This window comes from Gammaproteobacteria bacterium (genome assembly GCA_033344735.1).
Lineage (GTDB): Bacteria > Pseudomonadota > Gammaproteobacteria > UBA4575 > UBA4575 > UBA1858.
Window position 1 is genome coordinate 162,329 of sequence record JAWPMW010000001.1, and the last position, 26,313, is coordinate 188,641.

A 26,313-nucleotide genomic window follows, 5' to 3' on the forward strand; every position below is an offset into this window, starting at 1 on the left:
AATGAATAGTAATCTGACTATATTTGATATTGAAATATCTGGTAAAGATAAAGCTCAGTTATCATTAGAAATTAGTGATGCCATAAAAAATGGTATTGAGCCGCTAACCTTGGCATGTGCTAATCCTCACTCACTTGTAGTTAGTCTTGATGATGCCCTTTTTAAAAAGGCATTAAAAAGTACTAATGTACTGGTTGCAGATGGAAAAGGAGTTGCGTTGGCAGGTCGTTATGTCAAGAAACATCCAGTGGAGAGAATTACTGGTTTTGATATGTTTTCAATAACCATGAAAGAACTTGAAAGACTTGAGAAAAGTGTTTTTTTCTTTGGTTCCTCAGATCTTGTTTTAAATAAAATTGCGAGTGCAGTTGGGAAGGATTATCCAGGTGTGAGATTGGCTGGTGTATTGTCTCCACCATTCGGCGAGTGGTCCATCGATGAAAATAATGAGATGATTGAACGTATTAATAAAGAAAAACCAGATGTTCTATGGGTGGGGATGACTGCACCCAAGCAAGAAAAATGGGTTGAGCAGAATAAATCAAAGTTAAATGTGAAAGTCATAGGCTCTATTGGTGCTGTTTTTGACTTTTATGCTGGGACAAAGCCACGAGCGCCAGCGTGGATGTGTTCACTTGGAATTGAGTGGTTGCATAGATTAATAAAAGAGCCTAAAAGAATGTGGAAAAGAAATTTTATTTCAACTCCATTATTCCTCAGATTGTTGTTCAAAGAATCAAATGGAAAATAATAAGCATGTCAAATAAGATTGCTCTAATCACCGGTATTACTGGCCAAGATGGCGCCTACTTAGCGGAATTTCTTTTAAAGAAAGGCTATGAGGTTCATGGTATTAAACGCCGTACATCATTGTTCAATACTGATCGTATTGACCACCTCTATCAGGACCCTCATACAGATAATCAAAAGTTTGTACTTCACTACGGTGATATGACAGATACATCTAGTTTGATTCGCATTATTCAACAGATTCAGCCAGATGAGATTTATAACTTAGCAGCACAAAGTCATGTGGCTGTTTCGTTTGAAGAGCCTGAATATACTGCAGATTCAGATGCCATTGGTGCACTTAGGATACTCGAAGCTATTCGAATTTTAGGTTTTGAAAAGAAAACACGTTACTACCAGGCGTCTACTTCTGAGCTATTTGGCAAGGTGCAAGAAATACCTCAAAAAGAAACAACACCGTTTTACCCTCGTTCACCTTATGCGGTAGCAAAATTGTATGCATACTGGGTGACAGTAAATTATCGAGAGGCTTATGGGATCTATGCCTGTAATGGTATTTTATTTAATCATGAATCACCGTTACGTGGCGAAACTTTTGTCACGCGCAAAATTACTCGTGGACTTGCCCGTATTAAAGAAGGTTTAGAGAAATGTTTATACCTGGGAAATATGGATGCTAAACGAGACTGGGGTCATGCGCGAGATTTTGTAGAAGCACAATGGATAATGCTTCAGCAAGATGAGGCCGAAGATTTTGTGATAGCGACAGGTGAGCAACATAGTGTTCGGGAATTTGTAGAAATTGCCTCTAAAAAAATTGGTATTGAAATTACCTGGAGTGGCTCAGGTGTCAATGAAAAAGGCACTGATCAAAATGGAAATGTCGTGATACAGGTGGACCCTCGTTATTTTCGCCCAACTGAAGTGGAAACTTTGCTGGGTGACCCAAGCAAAGCTAAGGAGAAGCTAGGGTGGGTGCATAAAACAAGTTTTGATAGTTTAGTAAAAGAAATGGTTGATGAAGACTTGCAGCTTGCAAAGCGTGATGCCTTAATAAAAGAAAAAGGTTTCAAGACTTTCGACTATAAAGAGTAAGTAATGCAAAAAGATGCCAAGATATATGTAGCGGGCCACCGAGGATTGGTGGGTTCTGCAATTGTTCGTCACTTAATTGCTGAGGGATTTTCAAATATTCTTACACGCGCTAGTAGCGAGCTTGATCTTTCTAATCAGCAGGCTGTTAATGAATTTTTTATAGAGAATAAACCTGATTATGTTTTTCTTGCTGCAGCAAAAGTGGGAGGTATATTAGCCAACGATTCTTACCCGGCAGATTTTATTTATAAAAATTTAATGATTGAGGCTAATGTTATTAACGCTGCCTATGAATCAGCAGCTAAAAAATTACTATTTCTTGGTAGTACCTGTATTTATCCTAGGTTAGCTTCTCAGCCATTAAAAGAAGAGTATTTGTTATCTGGCCCATTAGAGCCAACTAATGAATGGTATGCAGTAGCAAAGATTGCTGGAATCAAAATGTGCCAGGCTTATCGAATACAACATGGGTGTGATTTTATTTCTGCAATGCCCACGAACTTATATGGTCCTGGTGATAATTTTGATTTACAGAATTCTCATGTTTTACCGGCTTTGATTAGAAAATTCCATGTAGCAAAAATATCTGACTCACCTAGTGTAACTATGTGGGGAACAGGTTCACCTAAGAGAGAATTTTGTCATGTCGATGACTGTGCACAAGCATGTGTGTTTCTAATGCATGAATATAGTGGAAACGATATTGTGAATATCGGTGTTGGTGAGGATGTATCGATTAGTGACTTGGGCGAGATGGTTAAATCAATTGTTGGTTTTCAGGGAAATATTGAATATGACACAAGCAAGCCTGATGGAACACCTAGAAAGTTAGTTGACGTATCAAAAATTCATTCGTTAGGTTGGCATGCTAATACATCATTAGAAGATGGTGTTGCAGCCACATATCAGTGGTATTTAGATAATCTCACGAATTAAATTATCTGTTAAGTAAGTATCCTATTAACCGCTTCACCAATTCCCGCTAATGTTCTTACCGTATGAACCCCTGCATTTTCTAATGCTTTGTATTTTTCTTCTGCAGTACCTTTGCCACCACTAATTATTGCGCCAGCATGCCCCATGCGTTTTCCTGGCGGCGCGCTTGCACCGGCAATGTAACTAACAATGGGTTTATGAATAGCGGTTTGAATAAATTCTGCCGCTTCTTCTTCTGCGCTGCCGCCAATTTCCCCCACCATAACAATCACATCGGTGTCTGGGTCATGTTCAAACATGGTAAGGCATTCAATGAAATCCAAACCATGTATTGGATCGCCGCCAATGCCAATGCAAGTTGATTGGCCATGTTCTTTTGTTTGGTCTACAGCCACATAAGTAAGTGTGCCAGAGCGGGAAACAATGCCAACATTGCCAGCTTTGTGAATGGTTCCGGGCATAATGCCAATTTTGCATTGGTCTGGTGTGATTATGCCCGGGCAATTCGGGCCAATTAATAACGAGCTACTTGTTTCTAGAATATCGCTAACAGGAATCATGTCCTGAACGGGAATGCCTTCTGTAATGCATACAATTAGTGGAATTTCAGCTTCAACGGCTTCTAATATTGCATCGGCTGCAAATGCTGCAGGGACATAAATAACGGTGGCATCGATCTCATGATTCTGCATGACTTCATTGACGGTGTTATACACCGGTAAATCTAAATGCATGCTGCCACCTTTGCCTGGAGTGACACCAGCGACAATTTTACTGCCGTAGTCTAAGCCTTGTTGAGTGTGAAATGTGCCCACACTGCCGGTAATGCCTTGGCAAAGTATTTGTGTGTATTCGTCGATTAATACACTCATGCTTGTGCCCCTGCTTTTTCGATGGCGAGTTTTGCACCTTCGGTAAGTTCGCTAACAGCGGTGATTAAATCGTGTTTGTCTTTTAGGATTTCTTTGCCTTGTTCTGCATTTGTGCCTTGCAAAAGAACGACAACAGGCAATTTGAGTTCTGTTTCTTCAAGTGCTTGCAAAATACCATTTGCGATCACGTCACATTGCACAATGCCACCAAAGATATTCACAAAAATAGAACGAACACTTTCGTCGTCAATTAATAAATTAAACGCTTGGGTAACTCGTTGGGCTGTTGTGTTTCCGCCTACGTCTAAGAAGTTGGCTGGTTCGCCGCCATTATGTTTGATTAGATCCATCGTCGCCATGGCGAGGCCAGCACCATTGACAATGCAACCAATGCTGCCATCTAGCTTCACGTAGTTAAGATCATGCTGCTTGGCTTGTAACTCAATGGGGTTTTCTTGGCTAGTGTCTTTTAGCGATGCAATTTTTTTGTGACGAAATAATGCGTTGTCATCAAAATTCATTTTTGCATCAAGCGCTAGTAGTGATTCGTCATCCGCTACAATAAGTGGATTGATTTCAATCAATGATGCATCACTATCAAGGAAGAGCATGTACATCTGTCTGAGAATATGTGAGAACTGCTTGAATTGATCTTTATTAAGATTCAAATTCTGTGCAAGCAATCGGCAATGGTAGCCTTGAATGCCAGAGGTTTTATGAATATTAACGGATGAAATTTTTTCAGGCGAGGTTTCGGCAACTTCTTCAATATTAATGCCACCTTCAGCAGAAGTGATTGCAGTAATTTTCTTGCTTTCCCTATCCACTAATAAGCTCAAGTAGATTTCACGTTTAATATTCGCTGGTTTTTCAACTAATAGGGTATTAATGGGTAGGCCTGCAGCATCAGTCTGCTTAGTGACTAGCCGGGTACCCATTAGCGTGTCAATTTGTAGTTTGAGCTCTTCTTTATTGTGCGCCCAAAGAATTCCGCCTGCCAATCCACGACCACCGGCATGAACTTGTGCTTTTACAATCCAGGATTCTCCGCCAAAGTTGGAAACAAATTTTTCTATGCTGTCTCCTTGGGTAAAGACTTCACTTCTTGGAACTGGAATTTCGTAGGTATGGAGTAAACGCTTAGACTGATATTCGTGGATATACACTTGTAGGTCTCGTCATCATGTAAGAATTTTGCGTAACATTAACACAGAGTTGTGTGTTGTTCTTATTAAATTTGTGCGAATCTTTACTATATTATCTGGCTCAGAAAATCAGCCAAATGAAGTGTGTAAACTTGATGATTAATGCAAACTGGCGACTTTAATTAATCGTTGACGCCAATAAGGTTCGTTGATGTTTGCGTATGAAACGTATTTCCCAGATTTTGGTGCGTGGATGAATTGGTCATTGCCAGCATAGATGCCGACGTGAGAAACATTATTACCGTAAATTCTAAAGAACAATATGTCGCCTGGTTTGGCGGAAGCTAAATTTTTGTTAGCACTATGCTGTGCTTGCTGTTTGGTTGTTCGTGGTACTGTAATGTTTAACTGCCGGTGGGTATAGTAGACCAGTCCGCTGCAATCAAAGCCATTAGGAGACGCTCCGCCATATTTGTAGGGTGAGCCAATTAATGACTCAGCGATAGATACTATTTGATGACCTGTGGAGTATTTAACCGGGGTGGAACGCTTATAGATTTTAGCTGGTGTTTTGGTTTCATTGTTAGCATTAGAGGTTTCTACTGGTTTTTGTGGTGCTGACGAGCACCCAGCAAATACAATCACTATGCTAATAAAGCCTAGCGCAAATGATTTCTGAATTAAGTGTGGCAATGTGCTTATAATTTTCATAAGACTAAACATTACAGAGTTATTCTTGCATGTTCTATAAGAACGGTTAAATGGCAATATTCTTCCGACCTTAAACGAAATTTTATTCTATCAGTGCAATTTTTGTGACCGAGTTAAAATTATTTCGCTATAACTAAATACTAGACCATTATAAAAATCATGACAAACGTAAAGGGAATTAACGAAGCAAATATTGTAGATATAACGCTAGAAGGGAAGGGTGTCGCAGATCAAGACGGCAAAGTAGTATTTGTACCATTCACTATTACTGGTGAGCGCGTTACTTTTGAGCGTGGCCGTAAAAAGAAAAAATATGACGAAGCTAAATTAATCGATGTAATAAATGCTTCTCCACATAGAGTAACAGCCAAATGTGAATACTTCACAAATTGTGGGGGCTGTTCTATTCAGCATATCTCTGAGCAAGCGCAAATTGAATTTAAACAAAAGTCTGTGATGGATACATTGAGCCGCATTGGTAAAGTGACTCCTGAAAATGTGTTTTCTCCAGTGATGGATAAAGCATGGGGGTATCGACGTCGTGCGCGATTGGCTGTGAAATATGTGGCTAAAAAAGGGCGCGTGTTAGTCGGCTTTAGAGAATATAGTGCGCCATATGTTGCTGATATGTGGAGTTGCGAAGTTCTGCATCCCAATATTGCCAGTTTGATTAAGCCGCTGTCAGAGATGATTTCGCAATTTTCAATTAAGGATAAAGTGCCGCAAGTGGAGTGTAGTGTGGCAGAAAATGCGACTGCATTGATATTTAGAGTCTTGGCCGAGCCGTCAGATGAAGATATTGATAAATTAGCTGAATTTGCTCAACAACATTCCGTGCGCGTGTATTTGCAAACTAAGGGACCTTCAACAGTAGTGCCATTGAATAATGAAATCTTTGAACCATCTTTATCTTATTCATTGCCACCATTTGATCTCAAGATAGAATTTTTACCGATAGATTTTATTCAAGTGCACAACGAGGTTAATCAAAAGATGGTGCAGCAAGCCATTGATTGGTTGCAGCTTGATGAAGGTCAAAACATTTTAGATTTATTTTGTGGTTTGGGTAATTTTAGCTTGCCTGTGGCAAAGCATGTAGCGAAGGTGTTTGGTATTGAAGGCGACAATAACTTGGTTGATCGCGCGCGTCATAATGCTCATATTAATAATCTAAATAATGTTGAGTTTAAAAAGGAAGACTTGTTCGCGGTTAATGAACAATGTGAATGGTTAGCCAAGAAGTGGGATGCGGTGATTATTGATCCGCCTCGCGCTGGTGCGCGCGAAGTGGTTGAATTGATATCTAAAATTAACCCAAGCAAAATTCTCTACATTTCTTGCCATCCTGGCACATTGGCAAGAGACGCCGACGTGTTGGTGAATAGTCTGGGTTATCGCATGGAAAGAATGAATATACTTAACATGTTTCCACACACTGGGCATGTGGAAACAATGGCTTTGTTCGTTAAGTAATAACTTAGTTGTCTGAAGTGTTCGGCACCACAGATGCCTTCTTGCGGAAGTTGATTCGAAAAATATTTCCGTTGGGTTCAATGCGGTCGTCCACAATGATATGTGGTCGGGCGTTATAAGGGTCTTGTTTGCGTGTTGAAACCGCATTAATAAGTGTTTCGTCTTGGCAGTTCACTTTGCGAAATTCGCCGCGGTAGTCCACTTCACTCTCTTCGCATAGACGCACACCAGGTAAGAAGCTGGATTCGTAGACGGTTTCTGTTTTGATTGAGTATTCAGGCTGCGCTTTTGATATATCTTCCGTAGACGGCGGTGTTGGCACACTAGCGTCTTCAGCGTTGACGTTTGTAATAAGCATTGAGCAGCATATGACAACGTAGATGAATAGATGAGCATATTTAGATTGATTCATGGCGTTTCTCCTCATCATTGTATTGTTAAATTATATCACGCTTGAAACTGTTAATTGATGAGCATTTGGTAAGGTTTTTGTTGATTAGTTCTGAAAATGCAACGAATTGTCATAGTTTGCAAATACCACTTATCGGCATTTGTGAATCACGAATATAGAGATAACACCTAAGGGCTTTATTGAGTTGGAATTTTCGTTTGTATATGAGTGGTAATTCTTTCTTGTTATATGACAGAATGGCCCCATATAATCCGTCACCATTGTTTTAAAGGAAAATGTTGCATGCCGATTTATGAATATGAGTGCCAGCATTGTGGTTATCGCCATGAAGCTTTGCAAAAAATCAGCGAAGATCCATTAACAGTTTGCCCTTCTTGCAATGAAAGTGCGTTGAAAAAATTAGTATCTGCCGCAGGCTTTCGTTTAAGTGGGAGCGGATGGTACGAAACTGATTTTAAATCTGATAATAAGAAAAACCTCGCAAAAAGTGATTCAGATAGCTCTTCTAGCAGTTCTTCTGCTAAATCTTCTGACAAGTCTTCTAGCAAATCTTCTAAGTCTGCATCCAATGCTAGTTCTAATTCTAGCTCATAATATTGATACTTTTTCCTAGGTAATTAGACATGTTACGTCGTTATCTAGTCGCCGGTTTGCTTGTATGGGTACCGTTGGGTATTACCTTTTTGGTAATTAGGTTCTTGCTGGAATTGATGGACAGGCTACTATTGTTACTACCTGTGGAGTGGCGGCCTGAAACAATCCTAGGATTTACTATTCCTGGCTTTGGTCTAATTTTAGCGATCGTTATATTGCTCATAACAGGGATGATTGGTGCCAACCTGCTTGGTCGAAGCGTGCTGCGTGTCTGGGAAGGGTTGTTGTCGCGAATTCCTCTGGTCAGGACTGTATATTCTTCAGTTAAGCAGATTATGACAAGTCTGCTATCAACGGGAAGCGATTCATTCCGAAAGGTATTGTTGATTGAATATCCACGTAAGGGGATTTGGACGGTATGTTTTCAAACGGGTGCTGCAGCGAATGAAATTCAGTCCAAAATGGATAAAGAAATGATTATGGTATTTGTGCCGACGACACCCAATCCAACGTCCGGATTTGTTATGGCAGTGCCGGCCGAAGATGCGCGCGAGTTAGATATGGATATTGAAACCGCACTTAAATTAGTCATGTCGTTAGGAATCGCAGCCAATACAGATAAGGCTGATGTTGATTCGAGCAAGACGACTCCGTAATATCCTCACCTTTCGTTGAAAGCCAGTGTTTTCAGGCTTTTTCTATGTATCGAATTGTGAAAATAATAAATTTAACTATATTTCAGCCAGGAAGCTAAAGCATGCGCACGCAATATTGTGGGGAAGTCACTAAAGATAATCTTGATCAAGAAGTCACTCTATGTGGGTGGGTGAATCGCCGCCGTGATCACGGAGGTGTCATTTTTATCGATTTACGCGACAGAACGGGGCTAGTTCAGGTGGTTTTCGACCCAGATCGCGCAGAGATATTCCAACTTGCTGAGCAAATTCGTAATGAATATGTGCTTCAGGTGACCGCCAAAGTACGTTTGCGCCCTGAAGGCACGGTGAATCCTGAATTAACCACCGGAGAGATTGAAGTATTGGCCACTGAGCTTAACGTGCTGAATGAATCTGAAACACCACCATTTCAAATCGATGACGATGACGTTAATGAAGAGTCTCGTTTACGCTACCGCTACGTAGACTTACGTCGCCCAGTAATGCAAGAACGCATTCAAATGCGTGTGAAGGTAATTCAAGCATTGCGTAAATATTTAGATAGTAATGGATTCCTGGATATTGAGACGCCTATGTTGACGAAAGCGACCCCAGAAGGTGCTCGTGATTATTTAGTGCCTAGTCGTACTCATCCGGGTGAGTTCTTTGCATTGCCGCAGTCGCCACAAATTTTTAAACAGCTGCTTATGATGAGTGGCATGGACCGTTACTATCAAATAGTGCGCTGTTTCCGCGATGAAGATTTACGTGCAGATCGCCAACCCGAATTTACTCAGCTGGATATCGAGACTTCTTTCTTGGGTGAAGAGGATGTCATTGTGATGATGGAAAACATGATGCGCGATATGTTTAAAGAAACTTTGAATGTCGAGTTACCAAATCCTTTTCCACGCATGCCATATGCAGAAGCGATGCAACGTTTTGGATCTGACAAGCCCGACCTACGCATTCCATTAGAACTGGTTGATATTACTGATCTCATGAAAGAGGTTGAATTTAAAGTCTTCAGTGGACCAGCAAATGATGAAAAAGGGCGGATTGCTGTGTTGCGGTTACCCAATGGTAGCGAACTCTCACGCAAAGAAATTGATGACTATACAAAATTTGTAGGTAACTACGGTGCTAGAGGTTTGGCGTACATTAAATGTAATGATGTTGAGCAAGGCAGAGAAGGTTTACAAAGCCCAATACTTAAATTCTTGCCAGATGATGTTGTTGCTAAAATCTTAGAGCGTACACATGCAAGTAATGGTGATTTGTTATTCTTTGGTGCGGATAAGGCAAGTGTGGTTAATGACGCTCTAGGTGCGCTGCGTGTGAAGCTAGGTATAGATCGTGGATTACTAGAAGGTGAGTGGAAGCCTTTATGGGTAGTTGATTTCCCAATGTTTGAGTATGACGATAAAGAAAGTCGTTGGAATGCTTTACATCATCCGTTTACTGCGCCTAACTTTGATTCTGCGCAGCAATTATTAGATAACCCGGGAGGAAGTCTCTCTAAAGCTTACGATATGGTACTTAATGGTACTGAATTGGGTGGTGGCTCTGTACGTATTCATAAACAAGATATGCAGAAAGCTGTGTTTGATGTGTTAAATATTTCTGAACAAGAAGCTGAGAGCAAATTTGGCTTCTTATTAAAAGCATTAAAGTTTGGATGTCCACCTCATGCCGGCATTGCGTTCGGTATTGATCGTTTAATTATGTTAATGACCGGCAGTGAGTCAATCCGTGATGTGATGGCATTCCCTAAAACACAAACTGCACAGTGCCCATTAACAGATGCGCCTGCTGAAGTGAGTGAGCGACAACTTAAAGAACTAAATATTCGCTTAAGAGCAAAAGCGCAAGAGTAATACACCTCAACCTTAGATAATAATCGTCATTCCTATGCAAGAATGTAAAAAGTAGAAAATTGCAGGAGCAATTATCGAGACGCAGTGACGTCTATAGATAATGATTAGAAGAAAAAGTTATCACTTTATAGTCGCAATAGCCCATTGATATTCCTCAGAAGTCGGGTATTCGTTTTGTAATAAATTGAAGTAACCCACTTCCACTTCTTTATCTTGCATTAAGCGTCCAATTTCTATACCTAGCTTTAGTGTTTGCGGTGTATGAGAGGCAAACTGTGAGTAAGCATGTAGACGTTCAAGTGCAGCAATGCTGCGTCCTTTAGATAGATTAATTTGCGCTAACTGAAATAACGCTACAGAATTATTTTCTTTAAAATCCAAGGCGGTTTTAAAATAAATTTCAGCTTGTTCTAGATCTGGTATGCGTAATGCGCATAAGCCTGCATTGGTGTATGCAATTTCTGGATTAGGGTTGCTCGGGTGGCTGCCAGCGCGCAGAAATTTTTCTTCCGCTTGTTTGGTGTTGCCGTAGTCACACAAAAAACTTCCATAGTTATTCAATGTTGAAGCGTCATTGCGTGCTTGAGAAAGTGCTTTTTCAAAGTGTGTTACTGCCAGTTCAGCCTCATGGCTTTTGCCGTAAATTAATCCTGCAATATTGTTTGCGTCAACGCTATTAGGGTCTAGTGCTAATGCTTGTTTAATGGTTTGCTGAGCCTCAATTAACGCTCCACGTTGAGCGTAAACAAGACTATTGGAAACAAGTGAATTAATATCTGGGGCAGATTTTGTATTTTGTGGTTGGGTCGGCTGAGTTGCGCATGCCGTTAAATAGCAAGCCAGTAGCAGAGCAACAATATTTCTTATTTGGCTAATCACAATAAAATAAACTAGACATGATAAATGTGTGCTTCAATGTATCATTAATCAGATGAAAGCATAATGGCATATTTGATGGATCCAAGTGATGGACGATAATAAAACATATAAGCGACCTGAGTCCGTATTGGTGGTTATTTATAGTAAAACTGGCCATGTGTTGATGATGCAGCGTGTCTTCCCTGAGGACTTTTGGCAGTCTGTGACAGGCAGTCTGGAATGGGGTGAGCAAGCCCAGCAAGCTGCTGCACGAGAGCTCAAAGAGGAAACCGGCTTGGAGTCAGATGGGCTTATTGATTGTCAGTTTTCTCAGAAGTTCGAAATTTACTCAATCTGGCGTGATCGCTATGAGCCAGGTGTGATTCATAATCAAGAACATGTTTTTTTATTGCCTCTGGATAACTGCGCGGCCATAGAATTTGATCCGCGTGAACATACTGAGATCATGTGGGTCACGCGAGATGAGGCTATAGAAATGGCAACTTCTCATACAAATAAAGAAGCTATTGAACGCTGGGTCCCCAAGATTGAATGTTGTTAGAAACATTCTCAACAGATGCTAAACTAGCGGTTTTTAGTCACTCGAGAGGATCATGGCAGGACATAGTAAATGGGCGAATATTCAGCACCGTAAAAAGGCCCAAGATTCAAAGCGCGGCAAAATATTTACCAAACTAATTCGTGAAATCACAGTAGCGGCACGTATGGGTGGCTCTGATCTTTCAGCAAATCCTCGTTTACGTATTGCGGTCGACAAAGGTCTGAGCGCTAATATGACTAAAGACACCATCGACCGAGCAGTTAAGCGAGGTGCGGGTGAGCTTGAGGGGATGGAATATGAAGAAATCCAATATGAAGGATATGGAGCGGGTGGCACGGCAGTGTTAGTAGATTGTTTAACAGATAATCGCAATCGTACTGTGGCAGAAGTGCGTCATGCATTCTCGAAACACGGCGGTAACCTTGGCACTAGTGGTTCTGTCGCTTATCTGTTCTCCAAGCAGGGCGTATTTAGTTTTGAGGCGGGAGTGAATGAGGATAATTTAATGGAAATCGCGCTTGAATCAGGCGGCGATGATATTGTCAATAATGATGATGGCTCAATCGATGTAATATGTCAGCCAGAAGAATTTGTTGGGCTAAAAGAAGCGTTAGAAGCAGCCGGTTTAAGTGCTAGTTTTGCAGAAGTGTCAATGCGTGCCGGTACTATGGCTGAAGTGAGCGATAAAGATGCAGAAAAAATCATTCGTTTAATTGATGTATTAGAAGAGCTGGATGATGTGCAAAATGTTTATTCAAATGCTGACTTCCCGGAATCTGTTTTGGAGAATTTAAGTTAATACACACTCATCAATGGTTCGTATTCTTGGTATAGACCCAGGATCAGTAAAAACCGGATATGGAATTATTGAAAGTAATGGTCAACAAAGTCGCTATGTGCATAGTGGGCACTTGAAACTTCCTGTCGATAGTTTGGCCAGTAAACTCGGACAAATATTTTCTGAGCTATCCAATGTTATTGACGAATATCAGCCTGAACACATGGCAATAGAGCAAGTCTTTTTGTCAAAAAATGCTGCATCTGCATTAAAGCTGGGACATGCACGCGGCGCAGCAATGACGGCTGGTGTAAATGCAAAGTTAGAAATATTTGAATACAGTGCAAAATCTGTCAAACAGTCAACCGTGGGTTATGGTGCTGCCTCCAAAGAACAAATTCAGCATATGATTTTACGTTTACTGAATATACGTAAAGTCCTTCAGGAAGATGAGGCGGATGCGTTAGCAGTCGCTTTGTGTCATGCGCATACTAGTTTATCACCGCAATATCAAAAAAATATTAAGGCGTCACAGTAAATGATTGGGAGACTTCAAGGTCAATTGATCTATAAGCAGCCGCCAGGTTTGATGATAGATGTCAATGGAGTTGGTTATGAAGTAGAAGCGCCAATGTCTACATTTTACCAATTACCAGAATGCGGTAATAAGGTTACCCTGCACATACATATGATAGTACGTGAAGACGCGCAAACGCTTTATGGGTTTCATGATCTTGCTGACCGTAGCCTTTTTCGTACGTTGTTAAAGGTAAATGGTGTTGGGGCCAAAATGGCGTTGACTATATTGTCAGGAATGGATGCCAATGGATTTAAAAATTGTATTCAGTTTGGTGATACTGATGCCTTGGTTCGATTGCCTGGGGTTGGTAAAAAAACTGCAGAACGCCTGGTCGTAGAATTACGCGACCGATTAGATAAAGAATCAAGTGCACCTGTAATGAGTGATGCTAATGTAAATACAAACACAGTGCGTAATCATATTGAAGAGGCGATATCTGCACTCACAGCCTTAGGGTATAAATCCCCAGAGGCATTACGCATGGTTAAAAATGTAAAAGACGAAACTTCTTCTTGTGAAGATTTAATTCGTTTGGCATTAAAGTCCAGCTTGAATAATTGAGTTAGCATAAATGAACCATCGCTGTTAAAACTAGGTAATCAAATAAACAATGACGACTGATCGAATAATAGAAGCAGATACTATTGGCAATGAAGATGTTGCTTTGGATCGTGCAATTCGTCCGCGTACATTGTCTGATTATACTGGCCAAGAAAAAGTGTGTGAGCAAATGGAAATTTTCATTGCTGCCGCACGTGAGCGTAAAGAAGCATTAGACCACGTGTTAATTTTTGGGCCGCCAGGTCTGGGTAAAACAACTTTGTCGCATATCATTGCTAATGAGTTGTCTGTGAATATGCGCCAAACGTCTGGACCTGTATTGGAGAAAGCGGGTGACTTGGCGGCTATACTGACTAACCTAGAAGAAAATGATGTGTTATTTGTTGATGAAATACATCGTCTTAGTCCCGTGGTTGAAGAAGTGCTGTATCCAGCATTAGAAGATTTTCAACTTGATATTGTGATTGGTGAAGGGCCAAGTGCAAGATCAATTAAATTAGACTTGCCTCCATTTACATTAGTGGGTGCGACAACGCGCGCAGGGTTATTAACTTCACCTTTGCGAGATCGCTTCGGTATTGTTCAACGATTAGAGTTTTATACTAATGATGAGCTTGGTTCAATTGTTAACCGCTCTGCAGGTATATTAGATGTAGAGCTTGATCCCGAAGGCGGCATTGAAATTGCCAAGCGTTCGCGCGGAACACCACGTATAGCAAATCGTTTATTAAGACGCGTGCGAGATTATGCACAGGTTAAAGCCAATGGTGTGATTACTAAAGATATTGCAGATAAAGCTTTAGATATGTTGAGTGTTGATCATAATGGCTTTGACCATATGGATAGACGTGTATTGTTAGCAGTGATTGAAAAATTCGAAGGTGGCCCGGTAGGATTGGATAGTTTGTCTGCTGCAGTAGGCGAAGAGCGTGGCACTATTGAAGATGTTATAGAGCCATTCTTAATTTTAAATGGTTTTTTAATGCGTACTCCGCGTGGTCGAGTAGCGACAATGAATTGTTATCGACATTTTGGTTTGCGTGCGCCAAAGCAGTTAGAGCAGGTACAGGCCGAGGCAGATCTGTTCGCGAGTGAGTCAACAACACAGGATGGTTAGAACTTGAAGCCGTTTTATTGGCCAGTAAGAGTTTACTACGAAGACACAGATGCGGGTGGGGTGGTGTTCTATGCTAACTATCTTAATTTTTTAGAGCGAGCGCGTACCGAGTGGTTGAGGTCCTTTGGCTTCGAGCAAGACCAATTGCGATCTGAATACGGAGTTGTATTCGCCGTTAGAGCAGTTGATATAAAATATATGAAACCCGCGCGTTTCAATGAAGAATTGGCGGTTTCTGTAGAAAATATTGAATTGAAACCCGCCAGCATGTCTATGCAGCAGTCGGTTTCTAAAATAGAAGCAGATAAAAACGAATTTATTGTAAAAGCCACTGTCAATATAGTGTGTTTGCAAAGCGAGCAATTTTCTCCGTGTCCCATTCCTAAACCAATATTTGAAGTGTTGAAAGCATGCATGTAGATATGAGTATTTATCGGTTAATTGCCGATGCCAGTTTATTAGTCCAAATCGTAATGATTATTCTCGTCTTTGCGTCGGTGATTTCTTGGACGATGATTTTTAGCAAAGCACGCGTACTTAAGGTAGCAACAAAAGAAGCCAATGAGTTTGAAGACCGTTTTTGGTCTGGTGCTGACCTACCTTCCCTGTATGAAAAGGTCGGTTCTAAAAGAAATATCTCAGGCATGGAAAGGATATTTGTCGCGGGCTTTAAAGAATATATACGTCTCCATAAGACGCGTAAGGTGTCCGCCTTGTCAATTAGTGATACATCGCTGCGATCAATGAAAGTCGCACTGTCGCGTGAAATAGATTTCCTGGAACATTATTTATCATTTCTTGCGACTGTTGGTTCTACAAGTCCCTATATTGGTTTGTTTGGAACGGTGTGGGGCATTATGAATTCTTTTCGTGCACTTAGTGGTGTTCAGCAGGCAACACTATCTGCTGTTGCACCTGGTATTGCAGAAGCTCTGATAGCGACCGCGATGGGTTTGTTTGCCGCTATTCCTGCAGTAATTGCGTATAACCGTTATTCAACACAAGCGGATCGCTTGATTACTCGTTACGATAATTTTGTAGAAGAATTTACTGGACTATTACAGCGTCAGGCAATCACTCGTGAGGCTGAGGCCTCACAAACGCGAGGTACTCAAGAGTAATGTCACAATCAATTTCAAGACGGCGTAAGCCAATGGCAGATATCAATGTGGTGCCATATATTGATGTGATGTTGGTGTTGCTAGTGATTTTTATGGTCACTGCTCCCATGTTTAATCAAGGGGTACAGGTTGATTTGCCACAAGCACCATCAGAACCTATTAAAGAGTTTATGGAGCAAGATGAGCCATTTATTGTGTCAGTAGATCAGCTGGGTAAGATTTATATCAATAAAGGCTCTAATCCTGAGCGGGCAATGTCTCTAGGAGAGTTTAGACAACTCGCCCCAGGCATGTTGGCGCAAGAGCCGACTAAACAAGCCTATGTTAAAGGCGATCAAAATGTCATGTATGGCCGAGTGGTAGAAGTGATGGTGGCATTGCAAAATGCTGGTGTACCTTCAGTGGGTTTAATTTCTCAGCCAGAATCAGTTAAATAAGCAGCAATGGCCAAGGGTCCGCTTTATCTTCCGCGTTCTGCGTTCATTGCCATAATTGTGCATGTTGTTGTTTTTTCTCTATTTATTTTTGGCTATCAAATGAAGCCTAAAGTTAGTCAGGCACTTGTAGATCCAATTAATATCGTAAAAGCCGAAGTGATTGACGGTGAGACGATAGAACAAGAGAAGAAAAAAATACGTGACGAACAAGAATTACGTGAACGTAAGAAACGTGAAGAAGAGCAGCGTAAAAAGCGTGAGGCTGAAGAGAAAAAACGCCAACAAGAAGAAGCAAAAAAGCGTGAAGAAGAAAAACGTCAGGCAGAAATAAACAAAGCCAAAGAAGAAAAACGCAAAGCTGAAGAGAAAGCCCAAAAAGAAGCTGAAGCTAGAAAAAAAGCGGAGTTGGAAAAACAGAAGGCAGAAGAGGCAAAGAAAAAGGCTGAACAAGAACGTATTAAAGCAGAAGAAAATGCCAAAAAACTTGCTGAAGAGCTAAAGAAGCAAGAGGAGGCAAAGAGGCGCGCTGAGGAAGAAGCGGAACAAAAACGATTAGAGGCGATCCTAGAACAAGAAGAAGCTGAAATTCGCGCTGAGGAAGAGCGTGCAGCTAAAGCGGCGAGACAGCGTGAGTTAAATACGTTACTGTCGCAATATATTGGGGCTATTACTTCAAAGGTTCAAAGTAAATGGCGAAAACCACCCTCAATGGAGTCAACAGAAGCAGAATGTGTCGTCTATGTGGTTCAGGCAGTTGGCGGCTATATTGAAAAAGTCGAAGTGCAAAAATGTCGTGGTGGGGATGAGCAATTTAGAAAATCTGTCGAAGAAGCGGTGTGGAAATCAGACCCATTACCAGCGCCTACTGATGATGAATTATTTCAACGTGAACTCAAAATTACTTTTAGACCAAGATAATGTATTTCAAATCTAATTCAGTTAAATTTATTTTATTTCTGCTCTGTCTATTATTCTCAAGTAATGCTTTTGCGTTGTTAGAGATTGAAATTACCCAAGGCGTTGAGTCAGCTATGCCATTGGCAATTACACCGGTTGCTGGTGATATGCCAATTGAAGCAACTCTGCTTGAGAGTGTGGTCTATTCAGATCTGCATCGCAGTGGTTATTTCTCTATTGTTGATAAAAAAAGTTACCCTCAGCAAACAGTCAAGCTGGACCAGGTTGAGTACAATAACTGGCGAAACATTGGTATTGAAGCATTACTTACCATGAGAGCGACGGCAGTTGGTGAAGGTAAAGTTCGTGTGCAATTTGAATTGTATGACTTGGTTAGAAAGAATCGTGCGCTTGGCCATTCTGTTACTACCAATAAAAATCAGTTACGCAAGGTGGCGCATAAAATTTCAGATTTAGTATTTGAAAAGCTAACCGGTATTAAAGGAGCTTTCAGCACGCGCATCGCATATATAAGTGAGGCGAGTAGTAATAAAGGTAAAAAATACCAATTACAAATTGCTGATGCTGATGGTTATAACCCTCGCACCATTTTTTCCTCATCGAAACAATTATTATCACCTGCGTGGTCTCCTGATGGTAGAAGACTTGCATATGTTTCATTTGAAAATGATCGAACTGAAATTTTTGTACAAGACATTACCACGGGTAAACGATCTAAAATTTCATCTGAGCCAGGTATTAATAGCGCACCAGCCTGGTCTCCTGATGGGGGTACTATCGCGCTGACATTGTCTTCGGGCGGGGATCCTGAGATTTATTTGTTAGATGTAGAATCACGCAAGTTACGTAAGCTTACTAATCACTATGGTATTGATACTGAGCCGGCCTGGTCGCCTGATGGTCGCTTTATTTACTTCACTTCAAATCGATCTGGTGCGCCTCAGATTTATCAAGTGTCATTTGGTGGGGGCACGCCAAAGCGAGTGACCTTTGAGGGTAACTATAATGCAGCGCCAAGCGTGTCTGCAGATGGAAAATATTTAGCCATGGTGCATAGAAACGATGGTGGATATCGTATCGGTTTGTTAGATATAGAAAAAAGTTCATTTAGATTGCTGACTGATGGTGTGCTTGACGAAGCACCAAGTTTTGCCCCTAATGGAAGCATGATAATTTATTCAACTCGCCATAATAATAGTACCGTTTTATCTGCAGTCAGTTCGGATGGACGAGTACGACAGCGATTGCGTTTACAGAAAGAGAAAGTGAGAGAACCTTCTTGGTCACCATTTCGTAGATAGTTATTAAGAATCTTTAAAGAGGAATACACATGATTATTCGACAAATTTCAGTCATATTTTTTCTATCGATATTATTAGTAATAGGCGGTTGTTCAGGTAATAAAACCAAAGATGATGACGGTACTATGGTAGGTGATGGTATCGAAGATGGAGCACCGATAGATGTAGGTGAAGATGATTACTCATCATCAGGTCTTGATGAAGATGGTGCTGTTATTTTAGATCCGCTTGACGATCCAGCTAGTGATCTATTTGTTCGTACTATTTACTTTGATTATGACAGCGCAAATATTAGAGAAGATTCTATGTTGATCGTACGTGAGCATGGAAAATATCTGAGTAGTAGCCCAGAACGCCTAGTTCGTCTGGAAGGGCATGCAGATGAGCGAGGAACACGGGAATATAACCTGGCGCTTGGTGAAGAGCGTGCAAAGTCTGTACGTGAAGTATTGTTGTTGGAAGGTGCGCAAGAAGAACAAATTGAAATTGTAAGCTTTGGTGAAGAGCGTCCAGCCGTCGAAGGTACTGATGATTCAGCTTTACAGTTGAATCGACGCGTAGAGGTAGTCTACTAAAGTATTGATTTGCTTATATGTTAGTGTTAAAGGGAATTTTATGAAGCATAGTCGTTTAACTATTATTAATATACTTGTGTTGGCTGTTTTATCACAAGTGGTAAGTGCTGCTCCAAAGGCAACAAAAGAGGAACTAAATATAGTAACTCAGCGTTTGGAGAGATTAGAACGAGCTCTGGATAGTGAAGCGGCTAGCTCAGCTAACAAAGAAAGTCTGATCACACTTCAACAGAAACTGAATAATATGCAGCGCGAGCTGCAAGAGCTTCGTGGTCAAAATGAAAGTTTGCGTAATGAATTAGATCAATTGCAAAAGCAGCAACGCGAATCTTTTATGGCGATAGATAAACGCATGCAGATGAATGCGCAATCTAATAAGCCTGATCAGCAAATGCCTGTGAAATCAACGGGCAGTGCGGTCAATGTTGAAGTGGTTAAGTCAGAGCCAAAGGCAATAGAGCGCAAGCCAATTGTCGTGCCAAGTGCGACTGAAGATTCTAATGAGACTATTGATGCGTATCGAAATGCGTTTTTGTTGTTAAAGCAACGACGTCATGAAGAGTCAATTACTGCATTTGAAGATTTTTTGTCTAATTACCCTAACAGCAAATATTCTGCTAATGCACAATACTGGTTAGCAGAGGCCAACTATGTAACTAAACGATATGAGCGTGCTCTGACTGAATTTCAAACAGTCATTGATCGCTATCCTACGAGTAGCAAGCTACCTGATGCGCGTTTGAAGATTGGTTACACACAATATGAGCTAGGTCAATTTGAAGAGTCGCGTGTTACGCTAACACGATTGCGCGCTCAGTTCCCTAACTCCACTGTGGCAGGATTAGCTCAAGAACGTTTAGAGCGTTTAGAAAAAGAAGGGCATTAATTTATCTTTGTTATAAGTCTTGCTGGCACTTCCCATGTGAAGTGCTTAATATGAAGCAGCTATTAACAAGTGACTTCATGTTATTTAATGTCAGAATCCAAGCTACGAATCACTGAGATTTTTTATTCCTTACAAGGAGAGACAAGCACGGTAGGGTTGCCGACTGTATTTGTGCGTCTTACGGGATGTCCATTACGCTGTCTCTACTGTGATACTGAATATGCTTTTTCTGGTGGCGAATGGATGGATTTTTCTTCTATTTTTAGCGAGATAAAAAACTACAAGACATCTTTTGTTACTGTCACCGGCGGTGAACCTCTTGCGCAACCCGAGTGTATTTCATTGCTTGAAAAATTATGTGATCACGGTTACCAAGTGTCGTTGGAAACTAGTGGTGCAATGCCATTAGAAGACGTGGACCCACGTGTTAAAAAAATAATGGATATCAAAACACCAGATTCGGCGGAAGTGGAACGTAATCGCTGGGAAAATCTGCAATGCATTCATCACGAAGACCAAATCAAATTTGTTATTTGTAGTGAACAAGATTACCAGTGGTGTAAGCAACAGTTAGAAACTAAATCGCTCGATTCTATCTGTGAGGTATTATTTTCACCCAGTCATGAGCAGGTGGATCCTGCTCAACTCGCTGATTGGATTTTACGAGATCAACTGCCGGTTCGCTTTCAAATGCAATTGCATAAAGTGTTATGGGGTAACCAACCTGGAAAGTAAGTATGACTACTAAAAAGAATGCTGTCGTACTATTGTCAGGTGGATTGGATTCTGTTACTGCGCTCGCAATAGCACAGCACCAAGGCTATCAGTGTTATGCCTTGAGTTTTCGTTATGGACAGAGACATACTGCCGAGCTGGTAGCATCTGAGAAAATTGCTAAAGCAGCACATGTTAAGAAGCATCATATTGTTGATTTGGATCTGTCTTTGTTTGAAAGCTCTGCATTGATAAACCAAAAGTTAGACATTCCTATCCATCCTACGAATGATATTCCAATTACCTATGTTCCCGCTAGGAATACTATCTTTCTATCAATTGCTATAGGGTGGGCTGAAGTGCTCGAAGCAGATTCAGTTTATATTGGCGTCAATGCGTTAGATTATTCTGGCTACCCAGATTGCCGCCCAGAGTTTATTCATGCCTTCCAATCGATGTGTGATCTTGCTACTAAAGCAGGAGTCGGAGGTAATGGTGTAAAAATTCAAACGCCCCTTATCAATATGACAAAAGCCGAAATCATTAAAGAAGGTATGAGCTTAGGTGTAGACTATGCAAATACGGTGTCTTGTTATCAAGCTACGTTAGATGGGTTGGCCTGTGGACAATGTGAATCATGTCAATTAAGGGTCCAAGGCTTTGTTGATGCAGGTGTGAAAGATCCCACACATTATAAATAGTTTTGTCTAACCATATGATTTATATGGTCTATATGCAGAATTTATCAGGGTAGTGGCAAATTGAATATACTTTGTACTATATAAGATAATAATAATATGCTAATGTGCGCGACCTAACTTACTGCTTACATACTAATAAATACAGGGGGCATTATGTCGGATCGAAAAAAACTTGCCATTATTGCTACAAAAGGGAGCCTTGATTGGGCTTACCCACCATTTATTCTTGCTTCTACGGCAGCAGCACTTGATTACGAAGTGCAGATATTTTTCACTTTTTATGGACTTGCGCTGCTGCGCAAAGATGTGAATCTTAAAGTGACACCTCTTGGAAATACCGCTATGCCAATGCCAATGGGAATGGATAAATGGTTCCCAGTGATGGGTACAACATTACCAGGCATGGAAGCCATAATGTCTTCAATGATGAAAGCAAAAATGAAGAAAAAAGGTGTAGCGAGTGTGGAAGAGCTAAGAGAGCTTTGTTTAGAAGCTGAAGTTAAATTTGTTGCCTGTCAAATGACAGTTGATCTGTTCGATTTTGAACATGACGATTTGCTTGATGGAATTGAGTACGGAGGTGCAGCAACATTCTTCGAATTTGCAGAAGAAGCAAATATTACTCTTTATGTATAAATATAATTAGTTATAGCGCTACATGAACTTATAAAAATAAAACTAACACTCGGCAGAGTTTGCCGTTTCTCACTATGACGGGAGGAGTCAATGAGAATAAATAAGAATTTCTTTGCAGCATTAACCATTATGCTGAGTGTAGGTAGTCATACAGTAGTTGCGGAAACAGACGCAACTACAAATGCACATCCAACTATTCCTGGTTACGGCATGATGAATCCCGGCATGATGGGTATGAACCCAATGATGGGCATGAATCCCGGCATGATGGGTATGAACCCAATGATGGGCATGAATCCCGGCATGATGGGTATGAACCCAATGATGGGCATGATGAATCCAATGATGATGAACGGCATGATGGGGATGAATCCAATGATGGGCATGATGAATCCCATGATGGGGATGATGAACCCAATGATGGGCATGATGAATCCAATGATGATGGGGATGAATCCAATGATGATGCAAATGATGAGTCCTGGAATAGATGGGATGACACGTGCTGAATCATTAGACAGCATGATGCGCATGATGGACCCTAAAATGATTGCAGCAATGATGGGGGGAACATATGAGCAACGAGAGGATGATGATCTTCCAAACACATTGCCTATAGCAAAAATTCCAGGTTTCCCTACCCAGTCATTTTATAACCAACCTGCTAATACTGTTTCGCCAAGTGTTAGTGACGAAGCAAAGAAGAATGCTTTTCAAAGCATGATGATGATCAGTCCGCTATCAATGCGCGATATGCTCAGCATTATTACCCATAAATTACCTTTAGAAGAAGATGTCACTTGGGATGATGCTGTTGAGTCAATGAAGTTGCGTGCCAATGAAGTTAATTTCAAGTTTGTTGGTTCTAGCCCATTATCCAAAGAGATTGAAGCTTTAACGGGTGAGCCATCTCCAAGAATAGAAATATTCCGTTTCTGCGATGCTTTGGTCGCAAGAAAAATTTTAGATTACATGCCAGAGTTCATTACTTTTCTTCCGTGCAAAATTGCATTGATCGAAGATGCTGAAGGGCAAATTTGGATCATGACAATGGACTGGGATGTCAGCTGGCTTGATTTTGCCCAAAACCCTAATTCACATCTCTCTCAAGAACTGAGAGCTGATGCAAAACTTATTCGTGAAAATATTCGTTACATTATGGAAGGTGCAGCGAGCGGAGACCTTTAGGAACACTATTAAAGAACTATTTAGGAGTCACTATGAGAATAAGAATTACCTTACTAGCACTTTTGCTGCTGTTAACAGGCTTTACATTTGTTAATGCCGAAGATGCCGCACCAACCAATGCAATGGCTGGTATGTCGTATCCAATGCAAAAATCGATGGATCCAAATGTTTGGATGAAAATGATGCCAATGATGATGGATCCCTCCAAAATGATGTCTATGGAGAATTGCGCGTTATGTCATGAAGGTGATGACTTGGCAAGATACGCTAAAGATTTTGGTCCAATGATGGAACCAATGAAGGAATTGGCCAAAGCAGCTTCACCACACCAGATGGCGTCAATGATGAATCCATTCATGAATTCAATGGGTGGAATGGGTGGCATGATGAATCCAGCCATGTACATGAATATGATGTATCCAATGATGGGAATGATGGGGCCAATGATGGGCATGATGGGACCTATGATGGGCGGCATGGGCGGTATGAACATGATGAACCCAATGGGCATGATGGGACCTATGATGGGCGGCATGGGCGGCATGGGCGGCATGAACATGATGAACCCAATGGGCATGATGGGTGGCAGTGGATATAACAACGCCAATCCAATGGGTCAAATGATGAATCCAGAACAGTACACGGACTGGTTTAATCAAATGATGAAGTCATTTACTCCTGCTCAGCAACCTGCAAACAATTAGTAATATTGTTTCTTAATCCCCCATTCTAACGAGGGATAGTACGATTTAAGGAAGATTAATTTGACAAGGATGTCAATTTTTAAATTTATTTAACTCTATTTCACATAGTGGAATGTCAATTATTCACTGTGCTGCTATAATCGCGCCCTTTAAATCATTCGCGATCCCTTCATGGAAGAACTTTCAAATATACATATCGTTGCAATTTGGGGCTTTTGTATTGCTCTAGTGTTTGGCTTTGTCGGCAATAAAACCCACTTTTGTACAATGGGTGCTATCAGCGATGTCGTAAATATGGGTGCACGCGGGCGTATGGGTGCCTGGTTTGCAGGTATTGGTATTGCTGTTTTAGGTGTGCAAATTTTGCGCTCTTTTGGCTTTATTAGCCTGGGTGATTCAATGTATTTGTCTACCCAGTTTTTAATTCTAAGCTACGTTCTTGGCGGTTTTATATTTGGTATTGGGATGACCCTGGCGGCTGGGTGCGGCCAACGAAATTTGGTTCGAGTGGGTGGTGGTAATCTAAAATCCTTAGTGGTCGTAATCGTCTTAGGTGTTACGGCCTATATGACATTACGTGGTTTATTGGCGCTGCTACGAATTAACTATATCTACAAAGCTGATATTGAATTGCAAGATTTAGGCATGAATTCGCAAAGTCTATCTCAAGGTGTCAGTGCGTTAACCGGTATTCCTGATGGCACTGCTATGCAAATTATTCTTGCTTTAATAATAGGTGTCGGTTTTCTTGCTTATGCCATTAAACAAGAAGAATTTCGTACTAGTTTTGATAATATTCTTGCTGGTTTAGCTGTTGGTGGTTGTGTCGTCGCAGCATGGTTTGTTACGGGATATATTGGTCAGGATGACTTTGATCCAATTGCACCACAGGGCTTAACTTTTATTGGTCCTACAGGAAATACGCTTAGTTACTTGATGACCTTTACTGGTGCCCAAATTAATTTCGGTATTGCCGTGACGTTTGGGATGATTTTTGGTTCTTTTATTTATGCCATTATTTCTGGAACATTTAGAATTGAAACATTCAGTAATCAATCTGAAATGGTTGGACATTTGATTGGCGCTGTAATGATGGGTTTTGGTGGAGTGCTTTCTTTTGGTTGTACTATTGGCCAAGGGGTTACAGGTATTTCTACTATGGCGATAGGGTCGTTCATAACTTTGCTAATGATTGTATTTGGCAGTGCGCTTACAATGAAAGTGCAATACCATATGTTAGATGAGAAATCGTTTATTCCAGCAGTCTTTACAGGTGCAGCGGAATTATTGAACCCATTTCATAAAGAAGAATAATTAATATAGATCAAATATTCACAAGGTGCTTTGCAACGCGCTCGTAATCAGTATAATGAGCACCCCTCGTATTCCAACAGATTGTTTAATGAAGAATTCATGTGGGATACCCCATCGAACCCGTTTACTGCTTACGCGGTAATTACAGTGTAATATGGGCCGTTAGCTCAGTTGGTAGAGCAGTTGGCTTTTAACCAATTTGTCGAGCGTTCGAGTCGCTCACGGCCCACCATTTAATTAACACTTATAAATTCCTGAAAAAATCTTAAAGACATTTGCCAGGCTTTGGTTGAATGCATTTCAAGTCCATTGCAATAAATAAGCGCAGCCTACTTTTTGCAATGCATGAAAAAAATCCCCGCAATTGCGGGGATAACTCAAGTACTGCCATAAATGGCAAGAGGAGTGCCCATGAAGGGCGAGGGAGAAGTCTAAAAAGTTAAAACTAAAAAATTAAGTTCCATTTTGCCAAGCATCAAATCTGACTGAATACTCTCAGGTGGTGCTTGTCATTTCCATATGAAATCTTTAATTAACTAAAGATCGCGGAAACTAAGACAAAGGCCGCAACATAAAAAACTACAAGCACTACAGTTTCGATGTTGAAACGGCATGAGATATCGTTGCAAAGTTTGTTCATTAATGTTTTTCCTATGTGGTTGAATCTTATAGCTAGTAGCGCTTGACTCTATTTCTTATTGAGACAGCGTTTTGCAGATTAGCGCTGTCCGCAATTAGTGGCAAAGAACACAATCCAATTAATGGAATTGCCATCAATACGGTCAAAATTAGTATTTCCATCTGTCTATCTCCATGGTTGTTGGGTTAGATGCGTATATGG

General features: G+C 40.9%; 31 protein-coding genes and 1 tRNA gene. 26 read left to right on the forward strand and 6 right to left on the reverse strand.

Annotation, left to right across the window (positions count from 1 at the left end; all coding sequences use genetic code 11):
- Position 1: 1 nt before the first annotated feature.
- From R8G33_00840 to R8G33_00850, 3 genes are read left to right on the forward strand one after another with little or no spacing between them, the layout of a single operon-like run.
- Positions 2-751: a WecB/TagA/CpsF family glycosyltransferase gene (locus R8G33_00840; protein ID MDW3094197.1), complete on the forward strand. Its 750-nt coding sequence runs from the start codon at positions 2-4 to the stop codon at positions 749-751.
- 5 nt (positions 752-756) lie between these two features.
- Entirely contained in the window at positions 757-1,845 is a 1,089-nt protein-coding gene (gene gmd, locus R8G33_00845) for a GDP-mannose 4,6-dehydratase (GenBank protein MDW3094198.1), read from the forward strand.
- Positions 1,846-1,848: 3 nt separating this feature from the next.
- Positions 1,849-2,781 carry a GDP-L-fucose synthase gene (locus R8G33_00850; protein ID MDW3094199.1) on the forward strand — a complete coding sequence of 311 codons (933 nt, stop codon included), beginning with the start codon at positions 1,849-1,851 and terminating at the stop codon, positions 2,779-2,781.
- Positions 2,782-2,789: 8 nt separating this feature from the next.
- Here R8G33_00850 and sucD read toward each other — a convergent pair whose 3' ends face one another.
- The 3 genes from sucD to R8G33_00865 all read right to left on the reverse strand — a co-directional run bounded on the left by sucD (position 2,790) and on the right by R8G33_00865 (position 5,509).
- Positions 2,790-3,653 carry a succinate--CoA ligase subunit alpha gene (gene sucD, locus R8G33_00855; protein ID MDW3094200.1) on the reverse strand — a complete coding sequence of 288 codons (864 nt, stop codon included), beginning with the start codon at positions 3,651-3,653 and terminating at the stop codon, positions 2,790-2,792.
- Positions 3,650-4,819, reverse strand: coding sequence for an ADP-forming succinate--CoA ligase subunit beta (sucC, locus tag R8G33_00860; protein MDW3094201.1), 1,170 nt, complete (start codon positions 4,817-4,819; stop codon positions 3,650-3,652). Before sucC ends, sucD begins: the two co-directional genes overlap by 4 nt.
- Positions 4,820-4,957: 138 nt before the next feature.
- Positions 4,958-5,509 carry an NlpC/P60 family protein gene (locus R8G33_00865; protein ID MDW3094202.1) on the reverse strand — a complete coding sequence of 184 codons (552 nt, stop codon included), beginning with the start codon at positions 5,507-5,509 and terminating at the stop codon, positions 4,958-4,960.
- Between the two features lie 159 nt (positions 5,510-5,668).
- Here R8G33_00865 and rlmD point away from each other — a divergent pair, with 159 nt between their 5' ends.
- Positions 5,669-6,982 carry a 23S rRNA (uracil(1939)-C(5))-methyltransferase RlmD gene (gene rlmD / locus R8G33_00870; GenBank protein ID MDW3094203.1) on the forward strand — a complete coding sequence of 438 codons (1,314 nt, stop codon included), beginning with the start codon at positions 5,669-5,671 and terminating at the stop codon, positions 6,980-6,982.
- Between the two features lie 4 nt (positions 6,983-6,986).
- Here rlmD and R8G33_00875 read toward each other — a convergent pair whose 3' ends face one another.
- Positions 6,987-7,340: a hypothetical protein gene (locus R8G33_00875; protein ID MDW3094204.1), complete on the reverse strand. Its 354-nt coding sequence runs from the start codon at positions 7,338-7,340 to the stop codon at positions 6,987-6,989.
- A 336-nt stretch (positions 7,341-7,676) separates the two neighbouring features.
- On the opposite strand from R8G33_00875, the gene R8G33_00880 reads away from it, so the two are divergent.
- The 3 genes from R8G33_00880 to aspS all read left to right on the forward strand — a co-directional run bounded on the left by R8G33_00880 (position 7,677) and on the right by aspS (position 10,521).
- Positions 7,677-7,988, forward strand: coding sequence for a zinc ribbon domain-containing protein (locus R8G33_00880; protein ID MDW3094205.1), 312 nt, complete (start codon positions 7,677-7,679; stop codon positions 7,986-7,988).
- A gap of 116 nt (positions 7,989-8,104) precedes the next feature.
- On the forward strand, positions 8,105-8,644 hold the full coding sequence (locus tag R8G33_00885; GenBank protein ID MDW3094206.1) for a DUF502 domain-containing protein: 540 nt from the start codon (positions 8,105-8,107) through the stop codon (positions 8,642-8,644).
- Positions 8,645-8,745: 101 nt separating this feature from the next.
- The gene (aspS, locus tag R8G33_00890) at positions 8,746-10,521 is read left to right on the forward strand and encodes an aspartate--tRNA ligase (protein MDW3094207.1); all 1,776 of its coding nucleotides are present in this window, start codon (positions 8,746-8,748) and stop codon (positions 10,519-10,521) included.
- A 120-nt stretch (positions 10,522-10,641) separates the two neighbouring features.
- Here aspS and pilW read toward each other — a convergent pair whose 3' ends face one another.
- The gene (gene pilW / locus R8G33_00895) at positions 10,642-11,400 is read right to left on the reverse strand and encodes a type IV pilus biogenesis/stability protein PilW (GenBank protein MDW3094208.1); all 759 of its coding nucleotides are present in this window, start codon (positions 11,398-11,400) and stop codon (positions 10,642-10,644) included.
- A gap of 88 nt (positions 11,401-11,488) precedes the next feature.
- Here pilW and nudB point away from each other — a divergent pair, with 88 nt between their 5' ends.
- From nudB to R8G33_00990, 19 genes are all read left to right on the forward strand, one after another.
- A complete protein-coding gene (nudB, locus tag R8G33_00900; GenBank protein ID MDW3094209.1) occupies positions 11,489-11,941 on the forward strand; it encodes a dihydroneopterin triphosphate diphosphatase in 453 nt (150 codons plus the stop codon).
- 52 nt (positions 11,942-11,993) lie between these two features.
- Positions 11,994-12,740, forward strand: a complete 747-nt coding sequence (locus R8G33_00905; GenBank protein MDW3094210.1) for a YebC/PmpR family DNA-binding transcriptional regulator — start codon at positions 11,994-11,996, stop codon at positions 12,738-12,740.
- A gap of 13 nt (positions 12,741-12,753) precedes the next feature.
- Positions 12,754-13,257 carry a crossover junction endodeoxyribonuclease RuvC gene (gene ruvC, locus R8G33_00910; protein MDW3094211.1) on the forward strand — a complete coding sequence of 168 codons (504 nt, stop codon included), beginning with the start codon at positions 12,754-12,756 and terminating at the stop codon, positions 13,255-13,257.
- Complete coding sequence (gene ruvA / locus R8G33_00915; GenBank protein MDW3094212.1) at positions 13,258-13,860, forward strand: Holliday junction branch migration protein RuvA; 603 nt, start codon at positions 13,258-13,260, stop codon at positions 13,858-13,860.
- Positions 13,861-13,909: 49 nt separating this feature from the next.
- A complete protein-coding gene (gene ruvB, locus R8G33_00920; GenBank protein ID MDW3094213.1) occupies positions 13,910-14,977 on the forward strand; it encodes a Holliday junction branch migration DNA helicase RuvB in 1,068 nt (355 codons plus the stop codon).
- A 3-nt stretch (positions 14,978-14,980) separates the two neighbouring features.
- On the forward strand, positions 14,981-15,397 hold the full coding sequence (ybgC, locus tag R8G33_00925; GenBank protein MDW3094214.1) for a tol-pal system-associated acyl-CoA thioesterase: 417 nt from the start codon (positions 14,981-14,983) through the stop codon (positions 15,395-15,397).
- The gene (gene tolQ, locus R8G33_00930) at positions 15,388-16,098 is read left to right on the forward strand and encodes a protein TolQ (protein ID MDW3094215.1); all 711 of its coding nucleotides are present in this window, start codon (positions 15,388-15,390) and stop codon (positions 16,096-16,098) included. Before ybgC ends, tolQ begins: the two co-directional genes overlap by 10 nt.
- Complete coding sequence (gene tolR / locus R8G33_00935) at positions 16,098-16,535, forward strand: protein TolR (protein ID MDW3094216.1); 438 nt, start codon at positions 16,098-16,100, stop codon at positions 16,533-16,535. Before tolQ ends, tolR begins: the two co-directional genes overlap by 1 nt.
- Positions 16,536-16,541: 6 nt before the next feature.
- Entirely contained in the window at positions 16,542-17,453 is a 912-nt protein-coding gene (gene tolA / locus R8G33_00940) for a cell envelope integrity protein TolA (protein ID MDW3094217.1), read from the forward strand.
- The gene (gene tolB / locus R8G33_00945; GenBank protein MDW3094218.1) at positions 17,453-18,754 is read left to right on the forward strand and encodes a Tol-Pal system beta propeller repeat protein TolB; all 1,302 of its coding nucleotides are present in this window, start codon (positions 17,453-17,455) and stop codon (positions 18,752-18,754) included. Before tolA ends, tolB begins: the two co-directional genes overlap by 1 nt.
- 29 nt (positions 18,755-18,783) lie before the next feature.
- Complete coding sequence (gene pal, locus R8G33_00950) at positions 18,784-19,329, forward strand: peptidoglycan-associated lipoprotein Pal (GenBank protein MDW3094219.1); 546 nt, start codon at positions 18,784-18,786, stop codon at positions 19,327-19,329.
- A gap of 40 nt (positions 19,330-19,369) precedes the next feature.
- Entirely contained in the window at positions 19,370-20,215 is an 846-nt protein-coding gene (gene ybgF, locus R8G33_00955) for a tol-pal system protein YbgF (protein ID MDW3094220.1), read from the forward strand.
- 87 nt (positions 20,216-20,302) lie between these two features.
- On the forward strand, positions 20,303-20,950 hold the full coding sequence (gene queE / locus R8G33_00960) for a 7-carboxy-7-deazaguanine synthase QueE (GenBank protein ID MDW3094221.1): 648 nt from the start codon (positions 20,303-20,305) through the stop codon (positions 20,948-20,950).
- Positions 20,951-20,952: 2 nt separating this feature from the next.
- A complete protein-coding gene (queC, locus tag R8G33_00965; GenBank protein ID MDW3094222.1) occupies positions 20,953-21,630 on the forward strand; it encodes a 7-cyano-7-deazaguanine synthase QueC in 678 nt (225 codons plus the stop codon).
- 153 nt (positions 21,631-21,783) lie between these two features.
- A complete protein-coding gene (locus R8G33_00970) occupies positions 21,784-22,266 on the forward strand; it encodes a DsrE/DsrF/DrsH-like family protein (protein ID MDW3094223.1) in 483 nt (160 codons plus the stop codon).
- A gap of 90 nt (positions 22,267-22,356) precedes the next feature.
- The gene (locus R8G33_00975) at positions 22,357-23,454 is read left to right on the forward strand and encodes a DUF302 domain-containing protein (GenBank protein ID MDW3094224.1); all 1,098 of its coding nucleotides are present in this window, start codon (positions 22,357-22,359) and stop codon (positions 23,452-23,454) included.
- A gap of 32 nt (positions 23,455-23,486) precedes the next feature.
- Positions 23,487-24,158 carry a hypothetical protein gene (locus tag R8G33_00980; protein MDW3094225.1) on the forward strand — a complete coding sequence of 224 codons (672 nt, stop codon included), beginning with the start codon at positions 23,487-23,489 and terminating at the stop codon, positions 24,156-24,158.
- Between the two features lie 171 nt (positions 24,159-24,329).
- Positions 24,330-25,472, forward strand: a complete 1,143-nt coding sequence (locus tag R8G33_00985) for a YeeE/YedE family protein (protein MDW3094226.1) — start codon at positions 24,330-24,332, stop codon at positions 25,470-25,472.
- Positions 25,473-25,628: 156 nt separating this feature from the next.
- A tRNA-Lys gene (locus R8G33_00990) sits at positions 25,629-25,704 on the forward strand.
- Positions 25,705-26,144: 440 nt separating this feature from the next.
- Here R8G33_00990 and R8G33_00995 read toward each other — a convergent pair.
- Positions 26,145-26,273: a hypothetical protein gene (locus tag R8G33_00995; protein ID MDW3094227.1), complete on the reverse strand. Its 129-nt coding sequence runs from the start codon at positions 26,271-26,273 to the stop codon at positions 26,145-26,147.
- Positions 26,274-26,313 lie beyond the last annotated feature (40 nt).

Bases quoted from the DNA above. Each gene is read 5' to 3' on its own strand.
- R8G33_00880 (MDW3094205.1), top strand. From the start codon at position 7,677: ATGCCGATTTATGAATATGAGTGCCAGCATTGTGGTTATCGCCATGAA.
- gmd (MDW3094198.1), top strand. From the start codon at position 757: ATGTCAAATAAGATTGCTCTAATCACCGGTATTACTGGCCAAGATGGC.
- R8G33_00840 (MDW3094197.1), top strand. From the start codon at position 2: ATGAATAGTAATCTGACTATATTTGATATTGAAATATCTGGTAAAGAT.
- pal (MDW3094219.1), top strand. From the start codon at position 18,784: ATGATTATTCGACAAATTTCAGTCATATTTTTTCTATCGATATTATTA.
- tolQ (MDW3094215.1), top strand. From the start codon at position 15,388: ATGCATGTAGATATGAGTATTTATCGGTTAATTGCCGATGCCAGTTTA.
- R8G33_00885 (MDW3094206.1), top strand. From the start codon at position 8,105: ATGGACAGGCTACTATTGTTACTACCTGTGGAGTGGCGGCCTGAAACA.
- R8G33_00875 (MDW3094204.1), bottom strand. From the start codon at position 7,340: ATGCTTATTACAAACGTCAACGCTGAAGACGCTAGTGTGCCAACACCG.
- queC (MDW3094222.1), top strand. From the start codon at position 20,953: ATGACTACTAAAAAGAATGCTGTCGTACTATTGTCAGGTGGATTGGAT.
- queE (MDW3094221.1), top strand. From the start codon at position 20,303: ATGTCAGAATCCAAGCTACGAATCACTGAGATTTTTTATTCCTTACAA.
- R8G33_00905 (MDW3094210.1), top strand. From the start codon at position 11,994: ATGGCAGGACATAGTAAATGGGCGAATATTCAGCACCGTAAAAAGGCC.
- nudB (MDW3094209.1), top strand. From the start codon at position 11,489: ATGGACGATAATAAAACATATAAGCGACCTGAGTCCGTATTGGTGGTT.
- rlmD (MDW3094203.1), top strand. From the start codon at position 5,669: ATGACAAACGTAAAGGGAATTAACGAAGCAAATATTGTAGATATAACG.
- R8G33_00865 (MDW3094202.1), bottom strand. From the start codon at position 5,509: ATGAAAATTATAAGCACATTGCCACACTTAATTCAGAAATCATTTGCG.
- ruvA (MDW3094212.1), top strand. From the start codon at position 13,258: ATGATTGGGAGACTTCAAGGTCAATTGATCTATAAGCAGCCGCCAGGT.
- R8G33_00975 (MDW3094224.1), top strand. From the start codon at position 22,357: ATGAGAATAAATAAGAATTTCTTTGCAGCATTAACCATTATGCTGAGT.
- R8G33_00985 (MDW3094226.1), top strand. From the start codon at position 24,330: ATGGAAGAACTTTCAAATATACATATCGTTGCAATTTGGGGCTTTTGT.
- R8G33_00850 (MDW3094199.1), top strand. From the start codon at position 1,849: ATGCAAAAAGATGCCAAGATATATGTAGCGGGCCACCGAGGATTGGTG.
- sucD (MDW3094200.1), bottom strand. From the start codon at position 3,653: ATGAGTGTATTAATCGACGAATACACACAAATACTTTGCCAAGGCATT.
- tolR (MDW3094216.1), top strand. From the start codon at position 16,098: ATGTCACAATCAATTTCAAGACGGCGTAAGCCAATGGCAGATATCAAT.
- ruvC (MDW3094211.1), top strand. From the start codon at position 12,754: ATGGTTCGTATTCTTGGTATAGACCCAGGATCAGTAAAAACCGGATAT.
- tolB (MDW3094218.1), top strand. From the start codon at position 17,453: ATGTATTTCAAATCTAATTCAGTTAAATTTATTTTATTTCTGCTCTGT.
- tolA (MDW3094217.1), top strand. From the start codon at position 16,542: ATGGCCAAGGGTCCGCTTTATCTTCCGCGTTCTGCGTTCATTGCCATA.
- aspS (MDW3094207.1), top strand. From the start codon at position 8,746: ATGCGCACGCAATATTGTGGGGAAGTCACTAAAGATAATCTTGATCAA.
- R8G33_00970 (MDW3094223.1), top strand. From the start codon at position 21,784: ATGTCGGATCGAAAAAAACTTGCCATTATTGCTACAAAAGGGAGCCTT.
- R8G33_00980 (MDW3094225.1), top strand. From the start codon at position 23,487: ATGAGAATAAGAATTACCTTACTAGCACTTTTGCTGCTGTTAACAGGC.
- R8G33_00995 (MDW3094227.1), bottom strand. From the start codon at position 26,273: ATGGAAATACTAATTTTGACCGTATTGATGGCAATTCCATTAATTGGA.
- ybgF (MDW3094220.1), top strand. From the start codon at position 19,370: ATGAAGCATAGTCGTTTAACTATTATTAATATACTTGTGTTGGCTGTT.
- ruvB (MDW3094213.1), top strand. From the start codon at position 13,910: ATGACGACTGATCGAATAATAGAAGCAGATACTATTGGCAATGAAGAT.